Origin of the sequence: Flagellimonas alginilytica (assembly GCF_042134605.1) — a bacterium.
Classification (GTDB): Bacteria; Bacteroidota; Bacteroidia; order Flavobacteriales; family Flavobacteriaceae; genus Flagellimonas; species Flagellimonas alginolytica.
In genome coordinates this window covers 240,537-256,469 of record NZ_CP169638.1, presented here as the reverse complement: position 1 = coordinate 256,469, position 15,933 = coordinate 240,537, and the positions used below count along the sequence as shown (strand labels likewise).

The window sequence follows — 15,933 nt, the reverse complement described above, 5'->3', positions numbered from 1 at the left end:
AATACCCAAATCATACAAAACAAATGAAGAATAAACCTGCAATGGAAAAAGGTAAAACCAACACCTTGAACAAATTGGCCCTTCCATTATCTGTAATGGCATTACTGGCAAGTTTGGTCACAATTGTTATTTCACCATCGAAACCTGAACTGGTCTACGTGGATGTCAACCAACTGCTCGAAGGTTACGATAGAACAAAAGTGGAGCAGCAGGCCTTTGAGAAAAAAGCAGCTGTAATGAAAGCCAATGTGGATAGTTTATTGACAGATTGGCAAGATGAACTCAAAACTTACGAAAAGGAGCGTGCTTCGATGACCGAGAAGGAACTGGCTTTAAAACAAGAATTGCTCCAGAACAAACAACAACAAATCAACAACTACCAGCAGGCCATTCAAAAACAAATCCAGGAGGAAGACCAAAAAATGACTCAGACCGTGGTCAACGACATCAATGATTACGTGAAGGAATATGGAAAGGACCATGGCCATCGTATCATCTTTGGGGCCCAAGGTAGCGGCAATATCATGTACGCCGAACAAGGAGCCGATTTAACGGACAAAGTTTTGGAGGGACTGAACAAACAATATCATGGGCAGTAGTACGTGGAAGTATATGACTTCATTTTTGTTCAGCCTAGTATTTCTGGCTTGTGGTTCAAAGTCTTTCAAAACCAAAGATGAGATGGTATCGTATCTCCAAGAAACTGACAACGGATATCATTTTAAAAAATCCATTAAAGGGATAGATTTTTCACTGACGTACAGACCTACGGATTTGATGGTATCCCAATTGATGGACGAAACAACTGAACCCACAGGAGTGGAAAAACTGAGAACGGAATATGGTCAGTACCTCTATTTCAACTTGGGTATAAGCTCCAATGGGAAAGAACTGCTGAGCCAAAAAGCCCAAAACCGTGCCGAGTACGGGGCCAAGGTCCACCAACTGTCCTTTGGCATGGCAGACAAAGTAACTCTAACAAATCAAAAACGCGATACCCTTCCTCTGTTGGATTATGTATATCCAAGAATGTATGGTATGGGGAGAAGCACCAACCTCCTGTTGGTTTACAAAAAGGGATACGAAGCCATGCAGCAAGACCATTTGTTCCTGACCGTAAAAGACCTGGGCTATGGCACCGGAGAGGTCACCTTTAAAATTGACACCAAAAAATTAAAGAACCAACCCCAATTAAAGTTTTAAAGATGAAATCATCTAACATTGTCCTGTATTTAGCTCTAAGCATAGGTTTTACCTTGAATGCCCAAAAATATAGGGCAGAACTCATCTTTATTGATGGAACCAAAATGGAGGGCTTTGCCAACCTAAAAAGCTCAGATGAAATAAGGTTTAGAAGGAAGAGAGAGGCCCAAAGACAGATATATACTTTCGATGAAGTTGATACATTAAAAATTCATTACAAATATAAATCCCGAGTCTATGTTAAAGTACGAATTGTGAACAAAGACAAGCCCAAAGTGTTGGAACTAGTTGATGCAGGCAAAAGGGTACATTGTTATCAAGATGTTTTTGCGGGCTATGGCCCCCCAGCTATGGTGCTGGGAACAGGTTTTAATGAAAGTCATATGGGTAGAAACCATAAAGTCACCAATTTTTACCTAAGAAAACCACAGCAAGAAGAAGTAACCTACCTAGCCTCCACAGACTGGCTGTCCAAAAACTTTAAAAAAGCTGCTTCGAAATTTTTCTCGGATTGTCCCCGGCTAGTCGCCAAGATTCAAAATCGAGAACTCAAAAAGAAACACTTTAAGCAAATCATAACCTACTACAACACCCAATGTAAATAAACCAAATTTCACCTAAATCAAAATGAAAAAAACAAAACCATCCCACAGAATCTTAGCCGTATTCCTGACTTTGAATTTTTTGACCACGCTGGTTCCCATTAACTTAATATATGCATCTGGCGGTGGGCCGGGCTCTCCAGAAGCCGCCAGTTTTGAGCCCGTAGATGCCACCGATATGGTGAACTTGGCCACGGGAGACCTCAGTTATGTAATGCCGTTGTTAAATGTACCCTCTCCCGAAGGAGGGTATCCCTTGGCCCTTTCGTATCACGCGGGTATCGCCTTGGATCAAGAAGCTTCTTGGGTGGGCTTGGGCTGGAACATTAACCCTGGAGCCATTAACCGTAGTGTAGTAGGTGTACCTGATGATTGGAAAAACGGATTGAAATCCAAAATTTCCTTTGACGCAGGAGGAACTGTGACCATTGAGAGCCTTAGCTTGGGTGTTGGTATTTCAGATGCACTTAGTGTAGGACTCAACACAACTTGGGTGACAAACAAAACGGTCGGAGGAGAAAAAAGTATCGATTTTGGATACAGTATCGGTGCTTCTGTATCCTTTCCTACCGAAGGTAAAAATGGAAAGACCCATACAAATTCAATTGGTTTTTCGATTGGTAATAACGGTTTTTCAATCGGTTTAGGTCGTGATGGAAATACGATTGGTTTAACACACGGCAAATCAGGAACAGGTATAAATTTTTCTACATTGGGCGGTGCTGTTAATCTTAGAACTAACATTTCATTTACGGACAGAACAAACACTTCTTCAAATGTTTCAATTGTTCAAGTTGGTACCCCAATAAACATAACTATACCAATTAAATGGCTTCGCATTGGATATTCCAGAAGAAAATTTAAATATTGGCAATATGATGAAAAAGATTATTGGGCGACAGGCAGTTTATATGCGGGTAAATTGGATGAATTGAATGCTTCCGACCCATTATATTACTATAATGAGTTCGATGCCACGGAAAGCCCTGACAGTAGAGTCGATGGAACATCCTTTACAAAAAATAACCCATCATATGTGACCTATGACATCTATAACATAGATGCCCAAGGTCTCAATATTAGTGCATCACCCAAATTGTTGGAATTGGGGAAATTACATTCCCCTTGGGATGAATTGACTAAAAACTCAATTTATATTCATGCAAATGATAATTCAGAAAGGTATTTAGCAGGTATACGTGCATACCAATTTGATAGAAACTCTTTTGGAGAAGGCAGTGGGGAAATCAAGTCCGTGCTTTATGAAAAGAGTTTGGAGAATCCAATCGAGAGACCAAATTTTTATGTTGAAAATGAATACTCCTCTTATCACCAGACCAATATAACCGGAAGAACAGATTTTTTAACAGATCAGAATGAGGCTGATTGGTTTGACCTTATGTATCATATAGGTTACACTACAAATGATTTACATGAGGGCTTTAATGTTGATAATAAAAAGCTCAGAAAGAGTGCCTACATTGAAGTATTCACAAATCTAGAGATTCAAGACAACGAAAATGTAGTTTTACAAGTTCCCAACCTTAATAGGGATGGAATGCCCATGGATGGAATCGGAGCATATAAGGTTACTTCGATTGATGGTAAAACCTACCATTATTCCTTACCGGTATATCAAAAAGAAAAGGGGAGCGTTGTTACAAAATCGGATAAAAATATAGCCGAGAATTATTTTGAGGAACATAGTTTACAGCCGTATGCAACGCATTGGCTGTTGACAGGTATTACCGGACCCGATTTTATTGATGATGGAGATAATATAATTGATGACGGGGATTTTGGGTATTGGGTACGGTTCGATTATGGTAAATGGTCCGATGGCTATACGTGGAGGATGCCAAAAACCGGGTATAATTATACCGATAATGCAAAAAGTTTTTCTTGGGGAGCCAAAGACATCTATTATCTAAACAGCATTGTGACTAGAACCCATACCGCCCTGTTTGTCAAAGATGTACGGCTAGATAATGAAGCTTCGCCAATTTCAAAAAAAGAGGGTCTGGATGACCCCGTTTATGAAAAGGCCATTTTTTCAGGTGGAGTAGCAACAGATATTATTTCTTTAGGAGCTGATGGTTACTTTTATTGGGCAGGAGCATACGAAAGACTGGAGCCATCAAACGATATTTGGGCAGCATATAGCAATGATAACACAATTCTAAGTGAAAATTGGTTTTATTACGATTCCAACCCTGCTCCCACGCTATCGTTAAAAGAAATTATCCTATTAAAAAATGACAAGGTGCCTCAGAGTATGAATTTGCTTTCATTGAGCGATGGCAATAACGACCCAAACAACCCTGTAAATTTTAAGATTCATTTTGAAGAGAAAAACAAATATGAATATAAGACGAATGATAATTGGAAAACAAAGGAATCAGAAAAAATAGCCTATGTTGATAACATATATAGAGGGGAATACTTTGACAATGTACTGGATGTAGAGGACTATGATTTTGATGGTTTAAAACAAGATGCCATCAAGAGTGTTGCATTTGAGTATTTTTACTCCTTGGGCAATGATAACCTAGGTTCCAAATTGACATTAAAAAGTGTCGAAACAGCTGGAAAAGAAGGTACATCCCTTATCCCACCATATAGGTTTACCTATTTTGATGAAAACTCCCCTGCCAATATTTCCAGAGATGACTTTGATGATTGGGGATATTATAAAAGTAAGCCCTACTTATGGAGTTTAAAGGAAATTCGAGATCCGTTGGGAGGTAAAATCCTCATGGAATATGAATCCGATGACTTTTTTGAAAAAGCTGTAGCATCGGCTTATCTAGACCACAATCTACAAGTAAAATTTGAAGGTACGAATCAAGGAGCCAAGTATGTCTCGGTCAGGCAAGATCCAGATATAGAACCCGAACAAGTTCTGGATTTGACAGACTATTTTAGTATTGGGGATGAATGTGAATTGGATATCCAATACTTTTATAACCCAAATCACAATGGAGATAATTGGATTGCAGATGTTGCGGGGCAAGGAGTTGTTACCGATGTTTCAAACACGGTGGTCAAATTTCAAATACCTACCAATTCAAATAAGGGTTGGGTTCGTTTAAACACAAACTGTCATAAGAAGGATTGGGTGTATTATCAAAGTGGTGAATACGGTCATGTTGTTGATAGAACTGTCGGTTGGAAAGGAGAAAACAGGGAGTTGTATTGCCATCAACCACAAGATGAGGAAGAAACAGTTAAAATAAAGGTACATTTTAACCAAAATGCCTCTTCTCAAATGGGGGGAGGAATACGAACGAAAAAAATCACAGTTCAGAGCGAGAATGGATATTTATATGAAACCCAATACCAGTACAATCAAATTGGGGTTGATAATTCGTTGACCAATATCACCTCTGGTGCTACATCATACGCCCCTGTACGAAAATATCAAAAAGACATTCCGTATATAGATTTACAGCCATCTCCAGGTGTACTATATCAAAATGTGAGGGTTACCCACCCTTCTGGGGTTTATACTGATTATAAGTTCAATACACTTACAGAGTACACCTTGGATAATTCAGGCTTTGAAAGCAATGTCTTGAAAATAGCCATCGATCAGGGGTTTGCATCGAATGTGAAGAATGAAGGTGAAGCTCAGTATTTTTTAATTGATGAAAAGTTTTATGAAGTTGAAAACAAGTTGTCCTCTCTAGGAGTCTTAATTTCCAAAAAAGAATACAATGCTTATGGTCAGCTGACCAATTCAATTGTGAACAACTACTTTAACGCAGAGGACTTGCAAGGCAGGTATACCTCAGAATCCTATGTAAAAGAGGAAACTGCTGGTGTCCATGGCACTTGGGACATACTTGTTAACCTTTCCACTACAAAAATGTCCTACTTACCTTCCGTTTTAAAGGAAACTAAAGAGTTGGTTGATGGGAATTCTTTGGTAACAAACTATGAAAATTTTGATCTCATTACAGGGAAGCCAACAGAAATTAGGACATCAAATAGTAAAGGCGTTGAAATCAAGTCCAAGATGGTCCCAGCATACCAAAAATACCCCGCCATGGGCAGCAAAGTGGACAACCCCGACAACAAAAATATGCTTGCCCAAGAGGCCATGGCAATTACCGAAATCCAGGACGCTAACGAGAATTGGCAAACCATTGGGTCCAATATCACCACATGGAAACCTGAGGTGTATGAAGTGGAGTTGAACCAATATGATGTATGGCGCAAGCACAAAACCTTTATATGGAATGGGGAGACCGATCCCAATGGCTACTTTGCCAATTATATTGGAGAGGACGATGGTTTCGATTGGAGCGAACCCGATGCGCTACAACCCAAACAATGGAAACAACGCTCCGAAATTACACGGTATAACAATTATTCTTCCCCATTGGAGGTCATGGACATCAATGGCAACCTGGCCGCCACCAAAATGGGCTATAATGATAGCAAAACCATAGCCGTTTGTAACGCTGGATACACGGAATCTTTTTACTCCGGTGCCGAAGATGATGATGGCCAAGGCAATTTTGGTGGTGGCGTGGACAAAGGTTCCGCCGAAGATACCCCCGATGCCCATACCGGAAACCATGCTTTGTCCATAGCCAACGGTCAAAATGGATTTAAGGTTACCGTGAACCACAATCAATCCACAAAAAGATATAAAATATCACTTTGGGCCAAATCCGACAACCATGAGAACGTTAGGGTCAATGTCAATGGTGAGAACATCTCATTTCACCCTGGTGAAAAAGTAGTTGCCGGGGATTGGGTACAGCTCAATTTTTATTCCAATATTCAATCCAACAAACAAGTCTACGTAACCTCGGTGGGTGGCCATGTAATCGTGGATGATTTCAGGTTACATCCCATAAGCTCAACAATGACCTCATACGTTTATAACCAATGGGATGAACTCACGGATATCCTCGGCCCCAACAATATGACCACCAAGTATGAATATGACGAGGCCGGGAGGTTGCTTCGTATTTACAGCGAGGTAATCAATGTGGACCAAGTACTTACCGGAGGCTTCAAAAAGGTCAAAGAGTACGCCTACACTTATAAATCATCCAACGAGCCTTATGACGTGATGTCAGTGAGTTTAGGAGTTGAGGACTTTAATGTGAACAATACCACTGTAATAGCGAATATAAATGGCGGTAGCGGACTGTACGAATACCAATGGTCCGTAAAATACTGTCAAGATCCAGATCCTCAAGATGCATCTGTTTGTCCAGGAAATTTACAGCCTACCTATGGAAATTGGACACCCCAAAAAACGACGCTAATCAGCACAGATTGTTTTGGAACAAGGGCAGTGTATTGGTGCAAGGTAAAAGATGTGGTAACCCAGAATATCGTTGAGGCCTTTGGCAACCATCGCCGTGGTGATTGCCAAGGCGATAATAATGGAGGGCAATTAGATCAAGAACCCTAAGAGCGATTCAAAAAAAGCAAAACACTTAACCATAAAAGCACACCATGAAACTAAAAGTAATACTCACCGTAATCCTCTTGGGCAGTCTTCTTTGCGCAAGGGCCCAAGTGACCCCTGCCGAAAAACAAGCCCTGCAAGATTTGTACAATGCAACCAATGGTCCGAATTGGGCCACCGAAACCGATGGTTTTATAGGAGACGAATGGAATTTTGACGGAGTGGTCACCAATGACTGGTATGGCGTGACCGTGGCAAACGGCCATGTTACCGAGCTAGATCTGGAGTTTAATGAGCTATCGGGAATTATTCCCGCAAGTATTGGAAATTTGGTTCATCTTACTCGCCTAAATTTATCAACCAATGCACTCATGGGAAACATTCCCAATGAGATTGGTAATATAGTGACACTGCAAATTTTGGATTTGTTCAATAATCAACTATCAGGAAATATACCTCAGGAACTAGGTGATTTGACTGATCTCACATCTTTATATATTTTTCAAAATAATTTAAGTGGGGAAATCCCAGTGGAGTTTGGTAATCTTTTTAGTTTGACATCACTGCATTTGAACTCAAACAATCTTAGTGGAGCCATTCCTCCTGAATTGGGCAACCTATCCAATCTATCGTTCTTAAGGCTCAATTCCAATGAGCTTACAGGTGCCATTCCCCCGGAACTTGGGAATTTGAGCAACCTTTTGAGTGTATCCCTTCAGAACAATCTGCTCAGCGGAACCATACCCGCGGAGCTTGAAAATTGTTCAAATTTGGAAGAGCTATACCTCCAAAATAACAACCTGAGCGGTGTTATTCCCCAAGAAGTCTTTGGTTTAAATTTCCTTACGGCTTTCAATATCCAAAACAACAAATTCGATTTTGGCCATATGGAATTCTTTTTCCAGAATTGGTTTGAATATATCCTCAACCATGCCCCCCAACAAAAAACCGACCAACCCGAGGCCCTCCAAATCAACGAAGGCGATAACATCAGCCTTACCACCGCTATATCCGGCACCCAAAACCATTACCAATGGTACAAAGATGGGCAACCCATTAATGGGGCACCCGATGCACCGGACTATGACATCAACAATGCCACCGTCCAAGACGCCGGAACCTACCATTGTGTAATGACGAGCGATATCGTAAATGGTCTGGTACTTACACGGCATAACATTGAATTGATTGTTGCCAACAATCCCGAGGAACCCGAACAACCTGAAGAGGAAAATTGGAACATCATCACGGTGTGGGACTATGATTTGGATACCAAACTCAAAGCCAATACCCGACGCTATTACGACGATTTGGGCAAACATGTACAGACCCAGAGCTGGGACCTTGCCACAAATACCATTTGGGGGCAGGCCACCCTGTACGACTTTCAAGGAAGGGCGGCACTCTCCAGTTTATCCGCCCCTATCCCCGGACAGTCCGAATTTCAGTACCACCCCTCTCTCATCACCAAAGCAGGTGGTGAAGCCTACACCGCCCCGGATTTTGACACAGACCCTTTTAGTCCTGAAAGCGTAACCGCCGATGGCCCCGTGGGACAATACTACACTGGCATTACCTCCGACCAGTATCAAGATGTTACGGCATATCCATTTTCGCGAACCATATTCAGTGACCTTAATCCCGGTAAGCCTTTGGCCGTAGTGGGAGGCAACAAAACGGATACCGACCAAGATGGGAACCTTACCGATCAAGATACCTGGCCCCAAGCCTACAGCTTTACCATGCCGGCCACCGACGAACTTTCGTTGAATGTTGCTTTTAATGATGTCGCATATAAAAACATACAGACCCTAAAGACCGTAACAAGGGATGTGCACGGCAACGAAACCGTCATCTTTACGGACACCGATGGCAAATTATTGGCTACCGCGCGATCGGGCGAACAAGGTAAATTGTCCCAACCCATGGATCTCTTTATAGGTCCACAAGGCTATGTGGACGTGCATATTCCCAAAGGGGTAAACACGGGCATCTCGGTCAGCGATGAAAATGCGGTGACCCTGTACAATCTGATCACCGATGCTTTGGAGCCCAACCCTGCCAATAACCTTAAGCCGGGATTTTACCGGGTGGCCGTAAACGATATCGTAAACTATGTGCCAAACACCATTTCGGTAAGCTACGTGGTCAATTATTACGATTATGGCCTAAACGATTACGATGAGGCCGGTAGGTTGATCACCTCGTACCAACCTGTAGAAGATCAGAACGGCAATAAACTGGCGACTCATTATCGCTACAACACCTTGGGGCAGCTGATTGCTGTTTCCAGTCCCGACGAGGGGAGTTCTAGATTTAGCTACCGAAAGGACGGACAGATACGATACTCCCAGAACAGCAAACAGGCCACGAACAATGAAGTGTCCTATACCGACTACGACAATTTTGGCCGCCCCGTGCAAAGTGGCGTACTGATCAATGTCGATTTTTTCAATCTCGATCCCGATGATTTCTTGCCACAGGTACCCCAAAAAGAAGTGACCACTATCACATACGATTTTTTGGACAATAACGACCTTGACTTTTTGGCCGATCTGGATTCCGATTACAAGCATCCCTCTTTTTTGCCTGGCAATGTGGCCAAGACGGCCAACGAACAGTCCACCACCTACTACAGTTATGATGGTTACGGTAGGGTAACATGGGTAGTGCAGCATATCGAGGGACTCGGTTCCAAGACCATCGACTACGCCTACGAACCCTCCACCGGGCTGGTGCATAAGGTAATGTACCAAAAAGGACGGGACGATCAGTTTGTTCATCGCTACACCTATAACGCTCGGGACCAATTGGTACAGGTAGAAACCTCGGTGGACGATAATAACTTTACCTTAAACGCCGAATACTTGTATAACGATGCCGGCACCTTGGTGCGCACCGAGCTGGCCAATGGCGCCCAAGGGTTGGACTATGTGTACAACCTGGTAGGGCAACTCAAGAGCATTAACCATCCCTCCCTTGCAACCACTAACGATCCCGGTGGCGATGCGAACGACCTCTTTGGCATGCAGCTGGACTACCATTTGGGGGATTACCAACGTACGGAGAACAGTAACATCTCCACGGCGCCCCAAGGTACGGACCAGTGGAACGGAAACATAAAGGGCATACGGTGGCAAACGGACACCAATGGGCAAGAAAGCCAGTATGTGTACAGTTACGACCGCAATAATTGGCTCACCGCCGCCGATTTTGCACCAGGGGCAAACAACAACGGGGCATACGATGTAAGTGGGATCACTTACGATGCCAATGGCAACATACAAAGCCTAATACGGAAAAAAGACCCCGATAACCAGAACAATACCGCCATGGACCACCTTACCTACAACTACGACCTTAAAAAACCGAACAGGTTGCTTTGGGTGGACGATGCCGAGGGCGATGTACCCGATGCGGACGATTTGGGGGACCAAGAAAAGGGAAACTACCAGTATAACAGTATTGGCCAATTAACAAAAGATGTTTCCGGGGGAATTTCCTATATTTATACTGCCAGTGGGCTGGTGGCCGAGGTGCTTAAAAATGGGGAGCCCTTGGTGAAGTTCTTTTACAACGACAGAAACCACAGGGTGCGGAAGGAAATATATGGGAACGGCAACCTGATATATACGATTTATTATGTACGCGACGTAGCTGGGCAGACCATGGCAGTCTACAACGATGTGGGGGGCGACCCGGCCTTGGAAGAACAGCCCATTTATGGGGCGGGCCGTATCGGCATTGCCTATAATGGCAACAACAACGAAAAGACCTACGTATATGAGTTGACCGACCACCTCGGTAATGTTAGGGCGGTTTTTACGAAAGCTGAAAACGATGCCAACTTGGAAGGTTATACCGACTACTATCCCGGCGGTATGGCGATGCCAAATAGAAATTTAGAGGATGCGAACGGTTACCGATATGGCTATCAGGGACAATTCGCCGAGGAAGATGAGGAGACTGGTTTAAATGCTTTTGAGCTACGGCTCTATGACCCAAGGATAAACAGGTGGTTATCCCCAGACCCGTATGGCCAGTTTGATTCACCTTATTTGGCTATGGGAAATAATTGGGCCAACATGACCGATCCTGATGGCGGCTATTGCCCAGATTGCCCAAATGAAGGCGATACAATTACACAGGGTTATATGCCAGGAGATACTTACAATTCCAGTGATGGTAACACCTATATGTTGTTGGATGGTGATTTTGGCTGGGCCAGTACACCTGAGATAGTAGTTTTGCCGAGAAATACATTAACAATAACCAGAGATGTGCAAACTGAGAATTCAACAACAAGTACTTTTTACCTAGATAGTGGCTTTATTTTGAGCAGTTTGAATGTAAGCGGTTTTTTCTTGGAACCAGCAGGACCTGATACCACTGTACCGAACCAAGATTTGCGAATTCCAGAGGGAACATATAATTTAAGGTCGCATAACGGAAGAAGGTTTCAAAATGTTTATAATTTATATAATGATGATGTTCCTCAATCTAGAGCTATTTTGATTCACGCAGGAAATATCCCTCGAAACACAGAAGGATGTTTATTACCAGGATCTACAAGAGGAACTGATAGAGTAGGAATGAGTAGGCCTAAACTTAATGAATTAAGGCTAGCAATTGACGAGATAGGTGTTGAAAATATTTTGATAAAGATTCACAACAAATTTCATAGTCCTGTATTCCCTTCACAAAACCCATCTGATTATAATTAGAAATGAGACAACTGTTTTTTACCTGCATTCTATTATTAATTTTTTCTTGTCATTCCAATGAAAAAAATGGAAAATCAGTAAGTACTGAATCAAAAGCCGTATCCATCGACACCATATTAGGTGATATAAATAAGCCAATAAGTTTTGAAAATCCGAACAATATTATTGCACACACAAAAATTACAAAAGATACAGTCTATTATTTGAAACATTTTTACCGCCAATTTTTGAACCAAAAGGATTCCGTAAGTGAAGTTTCTTTTTTCAAATGGTTTCCTGATTCCTTTGAGAGGTTCAATTCACTATATGGCTATGATAATGTTTTAGGTGAAAAACCTCTTTACAAGGAAGGAATAAACCATATATTGGATTATTCCAAACTTAGAAAGTATGTCTCGGACATTGATTATTACAATAAATTAATCAACATATCCATTGGGGGACACTGGGAAGCAGATAACATTTCTATGCTACAAGAAGTCTTAAGTAACAATTTTCAATCAGAATCAGCTTTATTTTTGGAATTACTTCAGAAGAAAAGCAAACCTGAAATAGAAAGTTTTTGGCTTTTCTTTTTTGACGGGCCACATCCAGATGATCCTAAAACAACTCACATTTACAATGAAGTATTGAATTCATTGGAGAGTCTAAATAAAGGAATGGTTCCAGTTGTTAAAAGAGCCTATGCAAAAGTCAAAAAAGATTGGAAAGAGCACTAAGTCACCACCGTTTCGGGATGCCCATGCCCAACAGGACACTTCTGGGCCCGGAGGGGTACCGATACGCCTTCCAAGGGCAAGAAAAGGACCCAGAAACTGGGAAGGAAGCGTTCCAATTACGATTATGGGATGGCAGAATAGGACGTTGGTTGACCACAGACCCTTACGGACAATATAACTCTCCCTATGTTGGGATGGGCAACGACCCTATAAACGGTATCGATCCTGATGGAGGATACAAAACAAAATGGCAAAGGTTTTGGGCTTGGGTAGGAGGAGGCTTTAAAGGAACTTTTGTTAACAATAAAGATGCTTCAAATCCATACAAAGCATATGGAATTCAAACTACATCAGTAGATGCGGATGGAGGTGTGACAGGTATGGTCAGTTATGGCGATTGGAAAGCAGAGGCCGCATCGGATTTAATGGCGGACATACGGTTCCTAGAGTTTGAGGAAAAGTATATGACAACCTATGATACGAGAGCTGAAGCAATTGCTTCAGCTTTTCAAGTAACTTTGCCTAATGTACCTAATTTACCTAGATTTAAACTGCCCAAGATATTTAAGTCTAAAATCAAACTAAATCAAAAGTCATTTCAAGGTCTAGAATTGGATGATGCAACGGATTTTTTAAATTCAAATGGATGGACAAAGGTTACCGAGCTTAGTAACGAAAGTGCAATAGTTTGGGTACGAAAAGCTGGAGAGTTGAAAGAATATTTGAGATATAATATGAATGGTAGAATTCACTCTGCAGATAAAATTAATCCAGCAAAATATTGGAAACTATCAAGAGGTAGGAATTTTAAAAATTCAAATAATAATGTTGTTTGGAAAGCTGGAGTTAAAAATTATGTTGATTGATGATTTACCAATGATGAGCAATTATAGAATAGAAGAAATTTTTGAAATTATTTTAAAAGACTATAGTGGATTCACTAATGAATACGTTCTTAATAAAATAGAAGTAATAGACGAGAACTTATTTCTTTTAAATAAAGAAAATCATAGGCAGCTTTACTCAGCTTTAAACAATTTTTTTTTTAAAAAAAAACCTTCTGAATTGGTTGAAGAAATAAAAGCAAAGTCTCCTTCTTGGATTAGGATTTGCTCATTAACAAAAAAAACAATGATTTAGTATGGTTCTACAACCTTAAACATTAAGAAAAAGACAAAGCCATAGATTAAAAAAGGATAATTAGCAAAACTCTGCTCCAAGGCTGTTGTATGAATCAGCAGAAAATCTTTCGAAAACAGTTCACAATAAGGGATATAAAACGATAGAAAGAATAAACGACTCTAAAGTAAGAGTCGTCTTTGATGAAATTATTGGTCTGCATAGAACTCAATCAGGTGCATTAGGAACTCCCACAAATACAGCTATCTTGCATTATGGTAAAAAGGGAGCGCATTTTGTTCCTTCAAATCCTAGATAAAAATGACACTAGAAAATAAGATTATACTATCAGCACACAGAGGTTTTTTTGGTTTAATTGCAAAGGAAGTAAGAGGGATTACCATTGATTGGAATGACGACTTTGAGTTTTTAAAGCTAAAGGTTTATATTCAATCTGAGGCCCCTTTGCAAATCTGCGAAGATATGGATTTGGCTTATACTGATATAATTTCGGATTTTGATTTCAAGAAGGTATATGATATTGAATGCATTTTTACGGATGAAAAAATATCAGCGCTAGAAGAATACCGACTATGGTATTTTATTCGAAAAGAAGATAATTACCCTGATTAAAGTTTTGACCTTTGTGTTAGCACTTTCTAATGCAAGCCCAGCTAGCGCAAGCATCTTGCTTGGGCCGTAACACCAATATGGAAGAGCTTACCTACAACTACGACCTTAAAAAACCAAATAGGTTGCTCTGGGTAGATGATGCCGAGGGCGATGTACCCGATGCGGACGATTTGGGAGACCAAGAAAAGGGAAACTACCAGTACAACAGCATTGGCCAATTAACAAAAGATGTTTCTGGGGGAATTACCTATATTTATACTGCCAGTGGACTGGTAGCCGAGGTGCTTAAAAATGGGGAGCCCTTGGTGAAGTTCTTTTACAACGACAGAAACCAAAGGGTAAAGAAAGAGCACTATGCCCCAAACAATTTTCTGTTCGCCACCACTTATTATGTACGCGACGTGGCCGGACAGGTAATGGCGGTGTACAACGATGTAGGGGGCGACCCGGCCTTGGAGGAACAGCCCGTGTACGGAACTGGCCGAATCGGTGTCGCCTACAACGGCAACAACAACGAAAAGACCTACGTGTACGAGCTCACCGACCATTTGGGCAATGTAAGGGCCGTGTTCACCAAAAGTAATGATGATGCCAACTTGGAGGGCTATACCGATTACTATCCCTTCGGGATGCCCATGCCGAACAGAAACCTTGAAGATGCAAACGGTTATCGTTATGGCTATCAGGGGCAATATGCAGAAGAGGACAAGGAGACCGGATTGAACGCATTTGAACTACGGATGTACGACTCCCGTATCGGAAGGTGGACAAGTCCCGACCCCTATGGCCAGTTCCACAGTCCGTACATAGGAATGGGCAACAACCCGATCAGTAGAATAGACCCAACTGGAGGAAGCACCGATGGATGCTGTGATGATGACTGGGTAAGCAACGGTCTTAATGAGTTGGACGGAGTGACCATGACAGGAACGGATATGTCCGGGGGCATGATGCGTGGTCTGGCAGGAATGGATTTTTCTTTCAGCGCACCCCTACTAATGTCCCAGCAGTATACAATGAATACTCCACTTTGGGAGTTCTCGGGTCAGATAGAACAGTTTAAGGTGGATGCCCAAAGACTCACTGCTGATGGTCGCATCCCTAGTGCATATATGGTGCAAGGGTATATAAATTCTTATGAGAACTCTGCCTATCTAGATGGGAGAACATATGTTACTCCACAAGATATTGAAGATGTTGATGGGGCAATGGGAGATGTTGCAATGTCGATTGTTCCTGTAGGCCGCCTTTTTGAACTGGCTGGAAAAGGATATACTATAATCAGAACCATAGGTAGATTTACGGTTTTCGAAAAGACAGTAAAAGCATCAAACTTACCTGGCCAAGCTTTGGCCAAATACACTAAAGTCTTTAATCAAGAAGGAAAGTTAGTAAAAATGTATAAGGATGCTTACAAAATAGATGGTAGACATTACGAAAGAGCTTTTTATAAGCCGAAATCATTTGGACGAACAAGGAAGTTGAATTAGAATTTGGTCGCT

The 15,933-nt window shown here is 41.6% G+C and carries 11 protein-coding genes; all 11 read left to right on the top strand.

Features of this window, described 5'->3' with window-relative positions; genetic code table 11:
* The first annotated feature begins 23 nt into the window (after window positions 1-23).
* On the top strand, window positions 24-599 hold the full coding sequence (locus ABTP35_RS01055) for an OmpH family outer membrane protein (protein ID WP_375334378.1): 576 nt from the start codon (window positions 24-26) through the stop codon (window positions 597-599).
* An 82-nt stretch (window positions 600-681) separates the two neighbouring features.
* Entirely contained in the window at window positions 682-1,203 is a 522-nt protein-coding gene (locus tag ABTP35_RS01050; RefSeq protein ID WP_375334377.1) for a hypothetical protein, read from the top strand.
* Window positions 1,204-1,205: 2 nt separating this feature from the next.
* Window positions 1,206-1,808 carry a hypothetical protein gene (locus ABTP35_RS01045; RefSeq protein WP_375334376.1) on the top strand — a complete coding sequence of 201 codons (603 nt, stop codon included), beginning with the start codon at window positions 1,206-1,208 and terminating at the stop codon, window positions 1,806-1,808.
* A 22-nt stretch (window positions 1,809-1,830) separates the two neighbouring features.
* Window positions 1,831-7,239 carry a hypothetical protein gene (locus ABTP35_RS01040; RefSeq protein ID WP_375334375.1) on the top strand — a complete coding sequence of 1,803 codons (5,409 nt, stop codon included), beginning with the start codon at window positions 1,831-1,833 and terminating at the stop codon, window positions 7,237-7,239.
* A 44-nt stretch (window positions 7,240-7,283) separates the two neighbouring features.
* Window positions 7,284-11,960 carry a DUF5675 family protein gene (locus tag ABTP35_RS01035; protein ID WP_375334374.1) on the top strand — a complete coding sequence of 1,559 codons (4,677 nt, stop codon included), beginning with the start codon at window positions 7,284-7,286 and terminating at the stop codon, window positions 11,958-11,960.
* Window positions 11,961-11,962: 2 nt separating this feature from the next.
* Window positions 11,963-12,679, top strand: a complete 717-nt coding sequence (locus ABTP35_RS01030) for a hypothetical protein (RefSeq protein WP_375334373.1) — start codon at window positions 11,963-11,965, stop codon at window positions 12,677-12,679.
* Entirely contained in the window at window positions 12,664-13,545 is an 882-nt protein-coding gene (locus ABTP35_RS01025) for an RHS repeat domain-containing protein (RefSeq protein ID WP_375334372.1), read from the top strand. The genes ABTP35_RS01030 and ABTP35_RS01025 overlap by 16 nt, the downstream gene beginning before the upstream one ends.
* A complete protein-coding gene (locus ABTP35_RS01020) occupies window positions 13,505-13,819 on the top strand; it encodes a hypothetical protein (protein ID WP_375334371.1) in 315 nt (104 codons plus the stop codon). Before ABTP35_RS01025 ends, ABTP35_RS01020 begins: the two co-directional genes overlap by 41 nt.
* An 85-nt stretch (window positions 13,820-13,904) precedes the next feature.
* Complete coding sequence (locus ABTP35_RS01015; protein ID WP_375334370.1) at window positions 13,905-14,117, top strand: polymorphic toxin type 50 domain-containing protein; 213 nt, start codon at window positions 13,905-13,907, stop codon at window positions 14,115-14,117.
* Between the two features lie 2 nt (window positions 14,118-14,119).
* Window positions 14,120-14,431: a hypothetical protein gene (locus ABTP35_RS01010; RefSeq protein ID WP_375334369.1), complete on the top strand. Its 312-nt coding sequence runs from the start codon at window positions 14,120-14,122 to the stop codon at window positions 14,429-14,431.
* 29 nt (window positions 14,432-14,460) lie between these two features.
* The gene (locus ABTP35_RS01005; RefSeq protein WP_375334368.1) at window positions 14,461-15,921 is read left to right on the top strand and encodes an RHS repeat domain-containing protein; all 1,461 of its coding nucleotides are present in this window, start codon (window positions 14,461-14,463) and stop codon (window positions 15,919-15,921) included.
* Window positions 15,922-15,933 lie beyond the last annotated feature (12 nt).